The sequence below is a fragment of the Sporosarcina sp. FSL K6-1508 genome (assembly GCF_038007465.1).
Taxonomy (GTDB): Bacteria; Bacillota; Bacilli; order Bacillales_A; family Planococcaceae; genus Sporosarcina; species Sporosarcina psychrophila_B.
The window spans coordinates 4,300,514-4,317,985 of the sequence record NZ_JBBOXF010000001.1 but is presented as its reverse complement, the minus strand read 5'-3'; the positions used below and the strand labels follow the sequence as shown (position 1 = coordinate 4,317,985).

At 43.5% G+C, this 17,472-nt stretch carries 15 protein-coding genes; all 15 read left to right on the top strand.

Annotation, left to right across the window (positions count from 1 at the left end; genetic code table 11):
• The first annotated feature begins 348 nt into the window (after positions 1–348).
• The 15 genes from MKZ11_RS22115 (at position 349) to MKZ11_RS22045 (ending at position 17,471) form a co-directional block, all read left to right on the top strand.
• Positions 349–1,899 carry an acyl-CoA carboxylase subunit beta gene (locus MKZ11_RS22115; RefSeq protein WP_340796502.1) on the top strand — a complete coding sequence of 517 codons (1,551 nt, stop codon included), beginning with the start codon at positions 349–351 and terminating at the stop codon, positions 1,897–1,899.
• Positions 1,900–2,214: 315 nt separating this feature from the next.
• Complete coding sequence (locus tag MKZ11_RS22110; protein ID WP_340796501.1) at positions 2,215–3,117, top strand: ketopantoate reductase family protein; 903 nt, start codon at positions 2,215–2,217, stop codon at positions 3,115–3,117.
• Complete coding sequence (locus tag MKZ11_RS22105) at positions 3,114–3,503, top strand: DUF3397 domain-containing protein (protein ID WP_340796499.1); 390 nt, start codon at positions 3,114–3,116, stop codon at positions 3,501–3,503. The genes MKZ11_RS22110 and MKZ11_RS22105 overlap by 4 nt, the downstream gene beginning before the upstream one ends.
• Positions 3,504–3,598: 95 nt before the next feature.
• On the top strand, positions 3,599–5,215 hold the full coding sequence (bshC, locus tag MKZ11_RS22100) for a bacillithiol biosynthesis cysteine-adding enzyme BshC (RefSeq protein ID WP_340796497.1): 1,617 nt from the start codon (positions 3,599–3,601) through the stop codon (positions 5,213–5,215).
• 320 nt (positions 5,216–5,535) lie between these two features.
• Positions 5,536–5,967 (top strand): division/cell wall cluster transcriptional repressor MraZ, encoded by a 432-nt coding sequence (gene mraZ / locus MKZ11_RS22095; RefSeq protein ID WP_340796496.1) that lies wholly within the window; start codon positions 5,536–5,538, stop codon positions 5,965–5,967.
• Positions 5,968–5,999: 32 nt separating this feature from the next.
• Complete coding sequence (rsmH, locus tag MKZ11_RS22090) at positions 6,000–6,932, top strand: 16S rRNA (cytosine(1402)-N(4))-methyltransferase RsmH (protein WP_340797089.1); 933 nt, start codon at positions 6,000–6,002, stop codon at positions 6,930–6,932.
• Between the two features lie 16 nt (positions 6,933–6,948).
• Positions 6,949–7,320: a cell division protein FtsL gene (ftsL, locus tag MKZ11_RS22085; protein ID WP_340796494.1), complete on the top strand. Its 372-nt coding sequence runs from the start codon at positions 6,949–6,951 to the stop codon at positions 7,318–7,320.
• Positions 7,251–9,521, top strand: a complete 2,271-nt coding sequence (locus tag MKZ11_RS22080; RefSeq protein WP_340796493.1) for a penicillin-binding protein — start codon at positions 7,251–7,253, stop codon at positions 9,519–9,521. Before ftsL ends, MKZ11_RS22080 begins: the two co-directional genes overlap by 70 nt.
• Positions 9,522–9,653: 132 nt before the next feature.
• On the top strand, positions 9,654–11,492 hold the full coding sequence (locus MKZ11_RS22075; protein ID WP_340797088.1) for a penicillin-binding transpeptidase domain-containing protein: 1,839 nt from the start codon (positions 9,654–9,656) through the stop codon (positions 11,490–11,492).
• A gap of 146 nt (positions 11,493–11,638) precedes the next feature.
• Positions 11,639–12,610 carry a phospho-N-acetylmuramoyl-pentapeptide-transferase gene (mraY, locus tag MKZ11_RS22070; protein ID WP_340796492.1) on the top strand — a complete coding sequence of 324 codons (972 nt, stop codon included), beginning with the start codon at positions 11,639–11,641 and terminating at the stop codon, positions 12,608–12,610.
• A complete protein-coding gene (murD, locus tag MKZ11_RS22065) occupies positions 12,611–13,960 on the top strand; it encodes a UDP-N-acetylmuramoyl-L-alanine--D-glutamate ligase (RefSeq protein WP_340796491.1) in 1,350 nt (449 codons plus the stop codon). It abuts the gene before it with no gap.
• A 143-nt stretch (positions 13,961–14,103) separates the two neighbouring features.
• Complete coding sequence (gene ftsW / locus MKZ11_RS22060; protein WP_340796490.1) at positions 14,104–15,219, top strand: putative lipid II flippase FtsW; 1,116 nt, start codon at positions 14,104–14,106, stop codon at positions 15,217–15,219.
• Between the two features lie 16 nt (positions 15,220–15,235).
• Positions 15,236–16,024 carry a cell division protein FtsQ/DivIB gene (locus MKZ11_RS22055; RefSeq protein ID WP_340796489.1) on the top strand — a complete coding sequence of 263 codons (789 nt, stop codon included), beginning with the start codon at positions 15,236–15,238 and terminating at the stop codon, positions 16,022–16,024.
• Positions 16,005–16,727: a DUF881 domain-containing protein gene (locus MKZ11_RS22050; protein WP_340796488.1), complete on the top strand. Its 723-nt coding sequence runs from the start codon at positions 16,005–16,007 to the stop codon at positions 16,725–16,727. The genes MKZ11_RS22055 and MKZ11_RS22050 overlap by 20 nt, the downstream gene beginning before the upstream one ends.
• Positions 16,728–16,751: 24 nt before the next feature.
• Positions 16,752–17,471: a DUF881 domain-containing protein gene (locus tag MKZ11_RS22045; RefSeq protein ID WP_340796487.1), complete on the top strand. Its 720-nt coding sequence runs from the start codon at positions 16,752–16,754 to the stop codon at positions 17,469–17,471.
• The last annotated feature ends 1 nt before the right edge of the window (position 17,472 follow it).

Here is a 17,472-nt window from a genome sequence, read left to right as displayed (position 1 = left end):
AGATGCGACAGGCAAAAGACGGACCGGAGAAGCGGAGTTTTTTTGCCGCGTAGCTGGGCTGGCTTATGACCCGAGCATCTGGCCGCTGAAGCTAGACATAGAAAAGCGGAGGCGGCCTGCTTAGATGCGACAGGCAAAAGACGATAAAAGGAAGGCAACCTAAGTTCGCCGCGTCCTGCGGCAACGGTTGCATGTCCTGCATCGTGCAGGTACGAAGCGGAGTTCTTTGCCCGGGAAGGATGCAGTTCAATCCTTCCTAGCTGGGCTGGCTTATGACCCGAGCATCTGGCCGCTGGAGCTAGACATTAAGGGAATGCGGGAAAATGGTTGACGAAAGGGGTTCAATAAATGACTAAAGCGACAGAACAGACAGCTTACAATGAAAAACTTGAAGCGAAACTGCAGGGGATTTTTGCAGGGGGTCATCCCAAATACCATGAGAAGTTAAAAGAACAGAACAAAATTTTTGTCCGTGATCGACTGGAACTTCTTTTTGATGATGGCGAGTATACAGAAGACGGCAGGTTTGCCAACTGTGAAGCGGGGGATTTACCAGCGGATGGTGTCGTTACGGCCATGGGAAAAGTAAACGGTCAGACAGTCTGCGTAATGGCGAACGATTCAACAGTGAAGGCAGGGTCATGGGGAGCCCGTACAGTTGAGAAAATTATTCGCATCCAGGAAATTGCAGAGAAGAATCGTGTACCAATGTTATATCTCGTTGATTCAGCAGGAGCTCGTATTACAGATCAGCTTGACATGTTCCCGAACCGTCGCGGCGCAGGAAAGATATTCCACAACCAAGTGAGATTATCGGGTTTTATCCCGCAAATTTGTATTCTATTCGGTCCTTCAGCTGCAGGTGGTGCGTACATACCCGCATTTTGCGATATCGTTATTATGGTGGACGGAAATGCATCGATGTATCTAGGTTCACCGCGTATGGCCGAAAAAGTAATCGGTGAAAAAGTAACATTGGAAGAAATGGGCGGAGCACGCATGCACTGTTCAGTTAGTGGGTGCGGCGACGTGCTTGCGATGAATGAAGAGGAAGCGATTGCAGAAGCCCGCCGTTATCTATCGTTTTTCCCTGCGAATTTCACAGAAAAACCGGCTTTAAAAGAATCGGTGGAGGCGAAAGCAGGCCGGACGCTTGAAGCAATCATTCCGGAAAACCAAAACGCGCCATTTGATATGTACGAAGCGATTGATGCATTGATTGATGAAGGTAGTTTCTTCGATGTCAAGAAGCTATTTGCTGGCGAAATTATTACAGGTTTAGCTAGAATTGAAGGGCAGCCGGTTGGTATTATTGCCAATCAGCCGAAAGTAAAAGGCGGAGTCTTGTTCGTGGATTCGGCTGATAAAGCAACAAAGTTCATTAATCTATGTGATGCATTTTCGATTCCACTCTTGTTCCTAGCTGACGTTCCCGGCTTTATGATTGGGACGAAAGTTGAGCGGGCGGGAATCATTCGCCATGGAGCGAAACTAATCATGGCAATGAGCTCGGCTACTGTGCCAAAAATCTCAGTTATTGTCCGCAAAGCCTATGGAGCTGGTCTTTATGCGATGGCAGGTCCAGCCTTCGAGCCGGATGTCTGTATTGCGCTTCCGACTGCTCAAATTGCAGTTATGGGACCTGAAGCGGCGGTAAATGCAGTCTATTCGAATAAAATCGAAGCGATTGAAGATCCAAAAGAGCGGATTGCATTCGTTCAGGAAAAGCACAAGGAATACAAGGAAGAAATTGATATTTACAAGATGGCATCTGAATTGATCATCGATGAAATCGTAGCCCCATCAAGCTTAAGAAAAGTGCTTGCGGACAGATATCGTTTCTACAGTTCAAAAGATGTTCCGCAGCCACCAAGAAAACATCCTGTCTATCCTGTATAATCAATGTAAGAGTAAAAAAGGTCCGCCGTTGAGGTGGGCCTTTTCAATTGAAGATACAAAAATATGGATAATCCCCGAAAAGCTCAATTCTAGCGTGAAATAGCGTGAATTACACACGAAGTGAAGTATAGAATAGGGCAATATAAACTCGACATGAATGGAGCCTCTATGTTGTATCTTTGATTTCGTTACTAGTAGTCTATAGTGTGCTGGGACATGCAATTTAAACTATTCGAGTTTAAACTAACGTATAATTTTTCTCACATTGAAAATTACTCAGGCGCTTGCGTCTTTCTCAGAAAGGAGAGTGAATGTATGGAGGTAATCATTGCTGGAGCAGGTTCAATTGGACTGCTGCTCGGATCGTACTTGTCTGAAGCTGGTATGGACGTTACATTTTACGTAAGAAGGGAAGAGCAGGCTGAACTTATTCGAGCAGAGGGGATTCAGCGCACTAACCAAGACAATACAAAAGATATGTACCGCGCAGATGCAACGACTGATATCCGAAATCTTTCGTCAACGGCGCTTTGGATTGTTGCGGTCAAATATGCAGGTCTCCGTGATCTCCTTTCGGAAATGCAGGAAGCCCATATAACTAATCCTGTTCTGTTCATTCAGAATGGGATTGGACATGTAGAACTTTTGGAAAGTAACGAATTTCCGAATGTTGCATTCGCCACCGTCGAGCATGGAGCCCGGCGGATAGATGACCGTTCCGTAGCGCATAATGGAATCGGCATGTTAACAATCGCAATTGCTTATGGTGATGACAGTCCATTCAACTTAATGGGAGAAGCACATTCGGACAGATTTCCGGTAAGACGTCATAGTGATGCAGAACAGATTCTTATGCGCAAAGTACTCATCAACTGTATGATCAATCCGCTGACCGCTATCCTTGAAGTGAAAAATGGGGAATTGCTCACAAATGATTATTGTCTTACGCTTTTCGAGGTGCTCTATAAAGAATTGCTCGACACATTCCCAGAGGTGCAGTCGTTTCTCTCGTACGAAGACGTAGCGGATGTCTGCAGAAAAACTGCACGGAACAGCTCGTCAATGCTAGTGGATCGTTTAGCTGGCCGACCGATGGAAATCGAGACGATAGTCACTGCTGTTATCCGCAAAGCAAATCGGCACAACAAGTCGTTGCCGCTTCTTTCAACACTTGAACAAATGCTGTATGCCATTGAGAGGAAAGGGGAAAGACTATGAATGGAATGATCTCTGCATTTTTAGGAGCAATCATTTTGTTTCCGTTCATAGTCACGATTGTGTTCCTGATTGTCATGCGGAAGCTAGGCAAAGCTCCGGCATCTGTTATTGGAGTTGCAGCTGATATTACGACGCCATTTATGTTTATTGCGGTTTACATCGTATCCGACACGCTCTTCAGAAATGAGATCTGGGTTTACATAGTGGGAATTGCACTCATCATTGCGATTGTCTATGCCTTCATTGAGCGGAGCAAAGTGAAGGAATTTAGGATTGGTCGGCTTTTGCGAAAAACATGGCGATTTTACTTCCTTGTTTTATTCGCCGCCTATGTTATTCTTTTGATCGCTGGAGCGGTAATGAAAGTCGTTGAATATGTAACATGAATTCTGGTGTTTATTGCATAAGCGTATGTTTTTCAATCCGGTAGTATGAAATGTTATACTCTGTTCATACAGATAGTGACAAAGGGGCATGAATAATGGAATTGGAAGCAAACGCATTACAAGAAAAAAATAAAGTGATGCAATCGTATACGAGCGATAAAGAATTTTTACATACTTTTTTTGATTATGAAAATGAGGAAAGTTCCTATTCCGAAAGGCTGGAAGAACTTGCAGGCCGCACGTTTGAAAGACGTCAGCTGGCGGAAACAATCCGTTCGTTTATGGAACCTTTTGGAATATCGGCAAGCGCATATAAGCACATAGATGAACTTGCAGAAAATGCAGTTGCCGTAATCGGAGGCCAGCAGGCGGGAATTTTAACGGGTCCCTTATACTCCGTTCACAAAGCAATTACGGTTATCCTGCTTGCGAAAAAACAAAGAGAGAAACTTGGCACACCTGTCGTCCCGGTCTTTTGGGTTGCGGGTGAAGATCATGATTTGAATGAAATTAATCATGTCTACACGGAAATGGAAGGCCGTGCAACAAAACATCAATACCGTGAGAATTTTGTATTAAAGCTGATGGCGTCGGAAGCTGAGTACGACAAACAATTGATGGCATCGTTAGTCAAAGACATTTTCGGCAAGTTTGGTGAGACTGCATATACGAAAGACTTGTTGGACGAAGTTCTTGATGCAATAGAACAAGAGGAAACGTTCACACAATTTTTCGTCAGGCTTATGAACGGGCTTTTCAAAGAGGAAGGTCTTTTGTTCATCGATTCGGCATCCCGACAGTTGAGAGTGCTCGAAAAGTCTTATTTCGCCCTTCTAATCGAAGAATCTGCTCAGCTTGCTGAAGAAATTTCGAACAAGGAAGAACTGTTCGCAGAAAAAGGGTTCGGTTCTCCGCTTGGCGCTGAAAGCGATGCGGCAAACCTTTTCTATATCCACGACACGGGTCGAGTTCTTCTTTCAAGAAAAGATGACTATTTCGTGAATGACAGCTCTGGACTGCGATTTTCAAAAGCTGATATGCTCAGAATTGCTGAAGAGGAACCTTGGCTGTTAAGCAATAATGTCGCGACGAGACCGCTGATGCAAGATATGGTTTTCCCAGTACTTGCCTTTGTTGGTGGGCCTGGAGAAATTGCTTATTGGGCAGTCCTGAAAGAAGCGTTCCATCATCTGGATATGAAAATGCCAATTATTGTACCGCGGATGTCTATGACACTTGTGACGCCGCAGGTAAAGCATGCGTTGGACGAAAAATCCTTGACGGTCGATGATGTCATGTCAGGAGCAGTATTTACTGCGCGGGAGCAATTCGTCAGTGGGTTGCAAGATGAACGTTTTGATTCAGTTTTGGATGAAACGGAAAAGATTTTGGGGCAGCAGTACGAAAAAATTGCTGAATATGCAGATCAGCAAGGACCTATGATGCAAGAACTGCTTGAAAAAAATCTTCTTTTCCACATAAAACAATTGAATTATCTTAAAGGTAAAGCGGAAGAAGCGGTTTTGCTGAAGCATGACGCTGCACTTCGCACATTTGCCATACTGGAAGGGGAACTGTTCCCTGAAGGTGTATTGCAAGAAAGACTTTACACACCGTATACCTATTTGAATAGTTATGGGCCAACCCTTATCCAAGATCTTCTTAAATTACCGTTGGAAATGGACGGGACCCACAAAATCATCTATTTATAATGGTTGAATAAGAAAAGCGCAGGAGGGCCTTAAGATAAAGACGTTCTTTGCCTTTAACTTAACGACTGAAGCGACTCGAGGGGCTATGCGCTGGAGCCTAGACACTGCTCCAGGTTGAAAAACTTGACCTCATCTTTTTAGAAAGACACCCTTGCAAGCACAGTCGTGCTGCAAGGGTGTCTTTCTTTATAGTCAGAAAAATCTCACTGAAACAAGTACTATTGACACATTTTCATATGAAATACATATAAATGTTATGAAACTGGTGGAGGAATGTGGGGGGATGTGGTACATTTATTTCATATAGTGGGGTGAAGAGTATGTTCATGGGCGAATATCAACATACTGTCGATATAAAAGGTCGTCTGATTGTTCCTTCGAAATTTCGGGAACATTTGGGAGACGGTTTTGTTTTGACTCGCGGCTTGGACAACTGTCTCTTCGGTTACCCGATGAATGAATGGAAACGTCTTGAAGAAAAGCTTAAGGCTTTACCTGTGACGAAAAAAGATGCCCGTGCATTTGCAAGATTCTTCTTTTCCGGAGCAACGGAGGTTGAATTGGACAAGCAAGGCCGCATCAATATTCCAGCATCATTGCTCCAATATGCAAAGGTTGAAAAAGATTGTGTCGTAATCGGAGTTTCAGGCCGAATTGAAATTTGGTCTAAAGCATTGTGGGATGTCTATTATGATGAATCTGAACAATCGTTCAATGAAATTGCTGAAAATATTATCGACTTTGATTTTTAAGAACTAGAACTTATGGAAAGTGGGCGGTTTCAATTTTTAACCATACAACTGTTTTGCTTCATGAAGCCGTCGAAGGTCTCAATATAAAAAGTGATGGCATATACGTTGACTGCACCCTGGGTGGAGCAGGCCACAGTATAGAAATAGCTAAGAAATTATCGTCAGAAGGCAGACTTATTTGCTTTGATCAAGACATGACGGCGATTGAAGTGGCAAAAGATCGATTGAAGGATTATCTCCCTCAAGTAACTTTTGTTCATTCAAATTTTAGAAACCTGAAAACTGAACTAGAGAGCATAGGCATTTCAGCCGTTGACGGCATTCTTTATGACTTAGGCGTTTCATCCCCACAGCTTGACACACCAGAAAGAGGATTTAGCTATAATTTAGACGCCCCTCTTGATATGCGAATGGATACAAATGCTCCTTTAACAGCTTATGAAGTTGTTAACGACTGGCCATATGAAGATTTAGTACGTATCTTTTTCCGTTATGGTGAAGAAAAATTCTCGAAAAGGGTTGCACGCAAGGTTGAAGAGGCAAGACAGCAATCCCCAATACAGACAACTTTCGAACTTGCTGAACTGATCAAGTCAAGTATCCCAGCGGCAACAAGACGAACAGGGGGGCATCCTGCAAAAAGAGTGTTCCAGGCAGTTAGAATCGCTGTGAACGACGAACTTGGTGCAGCTGAGGATTCTTTAACAGATGCAATCACGCTGTTAAATCCTGGTGGCCGCATCAGTATTATTACGTTCCATTCACTTGAAGATAGATTGTGTAAAACGATTTTTAAAGAAGCATCCTCTTTACCAGATCTGCCGCCGAACTTACCAGTAATACCGGAAGGCATGGAACCTATATTGAAACTGGTGACTAGGAAGCCGATTGTACCGAGTGAAGAAGAAGTAGAAGAGAATAAGCGAGCAAGATCCGCTAAGCTTAGAATTGCTGAAAAGAAATGAAAGGGGAAATTTGTGAATGGCATTAGAACAGAGAAAATTCCAGGCGTCATATGTACGTGAACTTGAAACTCCAGCAGTTCCAAGAAAACAGTCTCAAATACGACCTTCTCGAAAAGTCTTTTCTGTCGGGGAGAAATTCCTATTCGTGCTGTTTTCAACAATCCTTGTTCTTTTCTCAACAATGATTCTACATACGCAAGCTCAAATTAATGATACAAACAGAGAAGTGCAATTGCTTGGAAAGGAAATTTCCGAAATATCAAAACAAAATATGGAATTGTCCATCCTGGTAAAAGAAAATTCCACATATGACCGCATATGGAAGAAAGCGAAGGAGCTTGGCTTGAATCCAAACGAGAACAACGTAAAGGTCGTGCCTGGACGATGAAAAAGAAGTTTCGATTCCAATGGGGAGCCTTTCTGATGTTTTTGATTTATGGAGGGCTCTTTTTCCTTTTGTTTGGAAGGATTTTATTCATTCAAGTAACGGGACAAGCGGAAGGCCAAGTAATGGCAAAGCTGGCTGAGTCTAAATACGCGAGAGAATCGGTATTAAAAGCGGAACGAGGAACGATTGTTGACCGAAATGGGGAGTTAATCGCCTCGGATACTCTGAGTTACCGGCTAATTGCCATATTGAGTGAAAAAGCAAGTAAGGGTTCGAAAAAACCGCTCCATATCATCGATAATGAGAAGACGGCAGAAGTGCTTGCCGAATATATTCCGCTTGAAAAAGAAGCAATTCTATCCCGTTTGAATGAAGCAAAAAAAACAGGTAAATATCAAGTGGAATTCGGAAAAGCTGGCCGCGATATTAGTAATGAGACTGTCTTGGCGATCAAAAAGAAAGAGCTGCCGGGAGTCGTATTTATCGAAGACCAGAAAAGATTTTATCCGAATGGCGTGTTTGCTTCGTATTTAATCGGCTTTGCAATGAAGGAAGAGGATGCCGATAAAAATATATCTACTGTCGGGAAAATGGGCTTAGAGAAAACGTATAACAAGGAGTTAAGCGGTTCGGATGGCAAAGTGGATTTTGAAGCGGATGGCTTCGGCTTCATGCTGCCGAAAGCGGAAAAAGCAATTGTTGCTGCCAAAGACGGTTTTGAAATCCAGTTGACCCTTGATAAGACCATCCAAAACTTCGTGGAAGATGCGATGAATCAAGTGGAAAATGAATATTCGCCGAAAAAGATGGTGGCGGTCGTGGCAGATCCGAAAACTGGCCAAATATTAGCAATGAGTCAACGCCCGGCATTCCATCCGGATACGCGCGAAGGACTGACGGAGAACTGGTTGAATGAAGCGCTTGAAACAACGATTGAGCCAGGTTCTACAATGAAAATGTTTACGTTAGCCGCGGCAATCGAAGAGAAAAAATGGGATGGGGGTGCCTATTTCCAATCGGGTCAGTATACTATTTTTGACAAGACAATCCGAGATGTTAACCGTACTGGTTGGGGAACAATCACCTATTTAGAAGGTTTTCAGAGATCTTCGAATACATCCATGGCCTATCTACTGGAACGCGTGGGAGATAAAACATTTATTGAGTATATTCGTAAATTTGGGTTTGGAGATAAGACCGGAATAGATTTGCCGCATGAAGCATCGGGTGTCATTTTGGATACCTATCCTAGTGAACGGCTAACAACCTCTTATGGACAAGGTTCCACGGTGACGCCGATACAAATGATCCAGGCAGCCACGTCGATTGCGAACAACGGTGTGATGATGAAGCCGTATGTCATCGACAAAATCACCAATCCAAATACGGGCGAAATAGTGAAAGACAAAAAGCCCGAAGAACATGACAGTCCGATATCGGCGGCTACGGCAAAGAAAGTGAGAGAAATTCTTGCTTCGACCATTACTGGAGAAAAAGGGACAGGCAAGAAGTTCGCCCTTAATGGATATACAGTTGGTGGGAAGACAGGTACAGCTGAGATTCCGAATTCCTTAGGAAAAGGCTATTTAAGCGGTGGCGGGAATTACCTCTATTCATTCCTTGGAATGGCACCGGTGGATGATCCGCAGCTTATTACGTACGTCATCGTACAGCAACCGAAATTGAAAGTTGGAAAAACCGGTTCGGATCCTGTTGCAGAATTGTTCACTTCCATCATGGATAGCAGTTTACGCTATATGAACATCGTTCCGAATGGAGAGGAGATAGTGAAGCCGACTGTAGTTCGTGACTATACAGGCAAAGATTCGGCTGATGCAAGCACAAAATTGAAGGAAGATGGCTTCGTCCCTGAAGTCATTGGCGAAGGCGGAAAAATCGATATTCAATACCCGGTTGCGGGTACCAAACTCGTAGAAGGATCAATTATCCTGTTGCAGACAAAAGGTGTAACCGCATTGCCCGATTTTACCGGATGGTCGAAAAAAATGTTACTTTCATATAAAATGTTATCTGGACTTGATCTGCGTATTAACGGAGATGGCTATGTAACTGAGCAAAGCCTGTCAAAAGGGTCCGTTATTGGACTTGATGATCCAGTTGTCATTAAGTTAGAATCGCCTTCCGAAATCTATAAACCTGTAGAAGAAGACACCGAAGAAGAGAGTATTGTAGGTGGCTGACGAATAGCAGACCGTGTCACATCATACGTTGATAGAAAAACGAAAGGTGTGTAACCGCTGCGGACGTTTATACAATTACAATCCAAAAAAAGATTGCGAGCAGTATTTGTCATATTCCTTATTTGTCTTGGGATGGTAGTTGCAAAACTATTTCATGTTCAAATTATTGATCATGAATTACTAAAAGGACGTGCAGAAGCGAACTGGGACCGTGAAATTCCGTTCGGCGGAATGCGCGGGGATATCGTCGATAGGAATGGAGATTTGATCGTCGGTAACAGATTGGCACCGACCTTGTACTTCATGCCATCCCAAAATCGTGAAGTGACAAGTGCAGCAACTGCGCTGGCGCCCATTCTTGGAATGGACGCGCAAGAATTGGAAAAGAAAATGGATAAAAAAGAGGTAATGGTAAAGCTGGCACCTGAAGGTAAAAACATTACAAAAGAGCAGGCGGACGAAATTGCCCGTCTACAAATAGATGGTTTGTATACAGGCGTCGATTTCGCCAGGCATTACCCGAATGGTGATCTACTATCTAGGCTGATTGGCTTTACAGGCTATGATGGTGACGGATTAGCTGGCATCGAATATGCATATGATGAAATACTGTCAGGAACAGGCGATAGAATTCGTTTGTATACGGATGCAAAAGGAATTCCGCTCCCGCATGTGGATGATGCCTTTAAGACTGGGGAAAAAGGCGCTAATGTCGAGTTGACGATCGATGTACGTATACAGAAAATTGTCGAGCGTGAATTATTACAGGCGATGGAAAAGTATGACTCGACTCAAGCGCTTGCAATTGTGATGAACCCAAAAACGGGTGAATTGCTATCGCTCGCCTCTGCGCCGACTTTCAATCCGGCGGAATACCAAAATGTGGACCCAAGTATTTATAATCGGAATTTACCCGTCTGGATGACTTTCGAGCCGGGATCGACATTTAAAATCGTTACTCTTGCTGCCGGACTTGAAGAGAAGGTCATTGATCTTCATAAGGATCAATTTTATGATCCAGGTTATGTGATGGTAGGTAAAGCGAGGCTCCGCTGTTGGAGCAGAGGAGGACACAAGGATCAGACCTTCCTTGAAGTCGTCGAAAATTCATGCAACCCGGGATTTGTTGAAATTGGTCAAAGACTAGGTGGCAAAAAGCTTGATAAATACATTAGGGACTTCGGTTTCGGACAATCGACCGGATCAGGAATTGCAGGCGAGTCAAAAGGAATTCTTTTTTCCGAAAAAGCTTTTGGTCCTGTAGAGCAAGCGACAACTGCATTTGGTCAAGGAATATCAGTCACACCGATCCAACAAGTGCAGGCTGTCGCTGCAGCAATAAACGGCGGTTATCTTTATCGTCCGTATATCGTGAAGGAAATAACAGATGATAAAGGAAAGACGCTTCAATCATTTGAACCTGAGATGCAGCGGCAGGTCATCAGTGAGGAAACATCTAAGCAAGTTCGGGAAGCGCTTGAATCGGTTGTTGCAAATGGTTCTGGCCGTAATGCATTTACAGATGGACTGCGTGTAGGCGGTAAGACTGGGACTGCACAAAAAGTTGTCGATGGTGTTTATAAAGATGGTGACTATATCGTTTCATTCATCGGATTCGCACCTGCTGATGATCCAGAATTACTTGTTTACCTTGCGATTGATAGCCCGAAAAACTCAGTCCAGTTCGGTGGTGTTATAGCTGCACCTATCGTAGGGCGCATAATGGAAGAAATTGCTCCGCTGGCGGATGTAACGGCCAGGGAAGGGCAAATTGAAAAGGAATACCGGTGGGGAGATCCTTTGACATACCGAGTTCCAGATCTTACAGGGATGACAAAAAGTAAAATTACTAGCCAATTGTATACGTATCGTATCGAATGGCATGGTTCTGGTGAAAAAGTGAAATACCAGTTGCCAGCTGCCGAGACGTTGATTACAGTTGATGATGTGATTCATGTTTATACGGAATGACCAAAAAAGGATGTTCAAAAAGTCCGGGCTTGCACTTAGACGGCCAGGATTTTTTGTACTACCTTTCGAACACTATATAACTTAAATGCAAAGTCTGAAGCAGCCATATAAACATACTGTTTCAGAAGTTAGAAGGAGAAAAAATCATGACACTTGTCACGACATTGACGGCTATTGCCGTTGCGTTTATCATTTCAACATTATTGGGATTTGTTATCATCCCGGCTCTTAGGAGATTGAAGTTTGGGCAGAGCATCCGGGAGGAAGGTCCCCAAACTCATCAGAAAAAGGCGGGCACACCTACGATGGGCGGGCTTATTTTCATCGGTTCAATTATCATTTCGACGCTCGCCCTATCATACATATATGGCGTACTGACGACACAGACGATTGTCTTGTTGCTCGTCCTTGTAGGTTTTGGCGTTATTGGTTTTCTGGATGATTTCATAATCGTGGTCTTGAAAAGAAATCTTGGGCTTACTTCCATTCAGAAGCTGATCGGTCAAATTATCGTTGCAGTTGCTGCATTCTTCCTTTTGAAGCTGGGGCCATTCGATACTGCTGTACAAATTCCATTCACCGACTTTAACATTGAACTGGGCGTATTCTACGTAGCATTTCTTGTATTCTGGCTTGTAGGATTCTCCAATGCCGTGAATTTATCAGACGGATTGGATGGACTTGTAGCTGGGACATCATCTATCGCTTTTGCAGCGTTTGGCGTTCACGCTCTTATATACGGGCAGCATGATATTGCGGTCTTTGCATTTGTTGTGACAGGTGCGATGCTCGGTTTCCTAGTATTCAATGTCAAGCCGGCCAAAGTATTTATGGGTGATACGGGATCTCTGGCACTAGGCGGAGCACTTGCAATGATGTCGGTATTAATAAAACAGGAATTCCTTCTTGTTATCATCGGGATCGTCTACGTCATTGAAACGCTTTCCGTTATTATTCAGGTTATCAGTTTTAAAACGACAGGTAAACGGGTGTTTAAGATGAGTCCGATTCATCATCATTTTGAATTATCGGGTTGGTCTGAATGGAAAATCGTAATTGTTTTTTGGGGAGTCGCTTTCCTTGCGGCAATTCTCCCTGTCTTGCTGGAGGTGATGTAAGTGAAGGATGCAAATCAGTTTAATGGAATGAAAATCCTTATCCTTGGTCTTGCTAAAAGTGGCTATGCAGCGACAAAGCTTTTACATACTGCTGGAGCGCTTGTGACAGTCAATGATGCGTCACCGGAAGAGGGTAATGCAGAGGCGGCAGAGCTACTCTCGGAAGGTATCCGTGTAATATGTGGAGGTCATCCTCCTGACATTCTGGATGAAGATTATGACATTGTTGTTAAAAATCCCGGAATCCCTTACAACAATACGGTTGTTGAAGAAGCAATTCGTAAAGGGATCCCGGTATGGACGGAAATGGAACTTGCTTCAAGGATAAGCGAAGCACCGATTGTCGGGATTACAGGATCGAATGGTAAAACGACAACGACAACTTTGCTATACCATATGCTTAATATCGGCGGTAAACAGCCGCTCATCGCAGGTAACATTGGAACGGTCTCTTGTACAGTTGCCGAAAAAGCGACAAAAGATAATATCATTGTTCTTGAGGCGTCGTCATTCCAGCTGATGGGCACGGAAACTTTCCGACCTAAAATTGCGATTTGGACGAATTTATATGATTCACATCTTGATTATCACGGTACGTCTGAGGCCTATGCGGCAGCAAAATACAATATTTCAAGAAATCAAACCGAGGAAGACTTCTTTATATACAATAATGATCAGCCGGACCTGCGTAAGTATGCAACACGTTCGTCTGCTGTGAAAGTTCCTTTTTCTTTGATGGGAATGAAGGAACAAGGTATATCGGCGGATGATGAGCAAATATACTGGAATGGGGAACCTTATGTACTGCGGTCCGTCATCAAGTTACCAGGGCAACATAATCTTGAAAATATTCTTGCTGCGACTGCGGCTGCAATCCTTTTAGGGTGTGACAAAAAAGCAATCGAGAATGTCTTAAGTTCCTTTACCGGTGTCCGTCATCGGATGCAATTTGTTAAGGAGTTAAAAGGCCGTAAGTTTTACAATGATTCAAAAGCGACAAATACGCTGGCCACCAAAAGCGCATTAGCCGCGTTCGACGCGCCGACTATCCTTATCGCTGGAGGATTGGACAGGGGACATTCATTTGAAGAGTTAGCGCCTTATATGAAAAATGTAAAAGTGGTTATTGCTGTCGGGGAGACGGCCGAGAAGTTCAGGGAATTTGCAGCTTCATGTGGTGTCGACACTATTACGATGGCTGTGGATGTGAAGGATGCTGTGCGAAAAGCCTATCCGCTTAGTTCCTCTGGAGATATCATTCTGCTTTCACCCGCTTGTGCTAGCTGGGATCAGTACCCAAGTTTTGAAACCAGAGGCGATCTGTTTATAGAAGCGGTTATGGAGTTATAAGAGTTAATAGGAATCTTTAGCTCCTAGAGATTGTTCAGTTTGTAGTGACAGCTACTGCCGCGTGGCTTAGGGCGGGAGGTATCCCCTAGCGCCGCAACAAATTCAATGAAATTCTTTATTTCAATATATAAATAGTCATTTAGTTGATTCAGCAAATTTGCGGAAGGATGCGTTCACTGGAAGCTAAGTTGAAAACGTCATTTATTGTTTCTGCCGTGGCGCTGTCGTTCATCGGATTGGCTTTTGTCCATTCCGCCGGTTCGTATTGGGGAGCTGTCCATTATGCGGAATCCTCGCCATTCATCGTAAAACAAGGAATTTACATGGCAGTGTCAATCGGCATTGCACTTGTTATTATGAAAAGCCCACTGACATCGGCCACAAAAACTTGGACGTTTATCTATTGGTTGACAATTCTGTTACTCGTTGCTGTCCTTATTCCGGGAATCGGTGCAGTGAGGAACGGGTCTCAAAGCTGGATTGCACTTGGCCCTTTCAGTATTCAACCGGCTGAGTTCGTCAAAGTCGCACTGATTGGGAAATTGGCATGCAGTTTGGACAATGTTCATGGAAAAGGTATTTTTCGATTTAGCCATTTCGGATTGATTCTCTTGCCTGCCGCTCTAATCATGTTGCAACCTGATCTAGGTTCAGCTGTTATTATGATTGTCTCGGCATTCATTATTCTGTTCATCGCCGGATATCCACTAAAGTTTTTCGCATTTCTGGGGTTTGCTGGAATCGGTGCATTTGTTGCACTTATTGCCGCGGCACCATACCGACTGGATCGTATCAAAACGTATATCGATCCATGGAGTGACCCGCTTGGAAAAGGCTTTCAGGGGATTCAGTCTTTGTTTGCAATTGCGCCGGGAGGGTTGGTCGGCCATGGTTACGGGAATAGCCGCCAGAAATATCTCTATTTGCCTGAACCGCAAAATGATTTTATTTTTTCGATTATCGCGGAAGAATCGGGATTCATCGGGGCAACTTTAGTCTTGTTGCTATTTGTCGTTCTATTGGCATCTACTTTCGGAATTGCCATTAGAACGAAAGGGCGCTATGCATTTTTGATGGTTGCAGGAATGGGTTCGATGATTATCTTTCAAACCTTCTTAAATGTTGGCGTCGTATCAGGGCTCTTACCTGTAACGGGTGTCACGTTGCCGTTTATAAGTTATGGTGGCTCATCGCTGATGACGACTTGGATAGCGGCTGGAACCATTATGCATTTTACAGTTGGCAGAAAATCGAATTGATAAAGGAGGGGCCAAAATGGACAAAGTCATTGATATTGAAGAACGAATTCCATCCATGCGGGAAAGACGCCGCAGGAAGACAAATAAAAAATTCCTATTCATGTTGACTGTGTTCGTTATTGCGCTCCTGGCAATCCTTTATTTTCAATCACCGCTTAGCAAACTTGAGGCGATTAAAGTCAGCGGTGCGGTCCTCCATGAGCCGGCATTTTACGAAGAACAGAGTGGTTTAACGGTGGACAACTCTCTTTGGAGTTTTAGTACTGAAGACATCGAAGAATCACTGGGGAAAATTGAAGGTGTAAAAAAAGTGTCCGTATCACGGAAATGGTTCAGGGATATTGAAATCGAGATTACTGAATGGAAGACGGTTGCCTATCTTGAAGACGGCGGCCAGTATAGTTTGCTGTTAGAAAGTGGAGAAATGTTCCCGACCACAATGTTGTCGCCTGAGGCAGAATCTCCCGTTTTAAATAATTTTAAAAATCCAGACACGCGGAAGCGAATAACAAAACAGCTCCTAAAATTGGACGAAAGCGTTTATCACTTGATATCAGAAATCATTGTGATGGGCGAAGAAGATGATTCGGATAGTATAACAGTCTATATGGATGATGGGTACGAGGTTCGTGCATTCATTTCAACGTTTGCAGAAAATATGACGTATTATCCGGATATTACCGCACAATTGAACGGCAATGAAAAAGGTGTAATTGACATGGAGGTCGGCGCATTTTTCACTCCTTTTAGTAAAGTATACGGGGGAATAGAGGAGGAAGATCCGATTGGCGAAGAAGGTGAATGATGAATACAAAAAAAGGGGGAGAAGCATTCTTTTTTCTGTCGTTTTTCTTGTACTTGGCTTCATCCTTGCGTTTTCATATCGAACTCTTGGCATAAATCAGGATCCCGATAATACACAATCTCTTGCATTCATCAAGGAAGAGGATTACCGGGAAGGCTTAATAAGTCAGCAGGAACGGAATAAGGAATTGACTGATGAAATCGCCGCCAAGCAGGAAGAGATACGTGAGTATGAACGATCTTTCTCTGCAGGAGAAAAAGATCATGCCGGACTTGTTGAAGAGGCAAAAAATCTCCGCTTGCTGCTTGGTGTAATCCCTGCTATTGGACAAGGTGTTAAGGTTACCTTAAAAGATGCCGATTATGATCCCATTGAACAGAACCCGAATGATTATATTGTTCATGAAAGTCATATACTTCGAGTCGTCAATGAATTAAGGATTTCCGGAGCACAAGGATTAGCGATAAATGGACAAAGAATCACATCAAACTCTTATATCAAATGCACAGGCCCTGTTATTACGATTGATGGAAGAACATTTCCTGCGCCGTTCGTTATAGAGGCGATTGGTGATATGGACGTACTTTCTTCGGCATTGTATTTAAAAGGCGGTGTGATTGATAGCCTAATTCGAGATAATATTGTGGTCACTACGGAACAATCAAAAGATATACAATTATTAGCTTTGCGGAATGAAAGTTGAATAATAGGGCGGGAGGTTGGACGGATGAAAAAAACAATACACTGGAGATTTACATTAATTTTACTCCTTGTCGGGTTTATGACAGCCGTCCAATACAATTCGATGAAAAACCCCGCGGAACGAGATACGCGAGACATCTGGGCAATCCGCCAAGATTTGGCAACGGAAAAGCAATTTCACTCTGAATTGCTTTCTGAAATTCGTGAGTTGGACAAGACCATACTTACATACAAATCATTAAATAATAAAAACACTGGGAAGGCCCTGACCCAAACGGTGGACAAGCTCTATCGCCAAGCTGGCGTTACGGATGTTGAAGGACCAGGTATCATTATTAAAGTTCGACCGTCAGCTGAAAGTGTGGCATTTGGCTTGCCGATAACCGGGATATCTCCAGATCTTCTGACGCGCTTTGTCAATGATTTGAACCGCTTTAAGGGGCTTATTCTAGAAATTGATGGCAAGCGATATACGGTATTGAGTTCCATCAGGGATATTAATGGGATGACAACAGTAAATGGATTAAATGTTTCAACGCCACCTTTCTCCATGAAAATAATTTCTCCGACCCTCGAGGATAGTGAAAAATTGTACAATTATTTAGCAGCATCGACAATCCATGATGATTTTTATCTAGACGATTTAATCCTCGAAGTCGGGAAGCCGGAGATGGCAGTGGAAGTCCGCGGCTATCCCGAAAAGTTTGAAAATCAATTTTTAGAGGAATTGCCGAAAGGGGAATGAC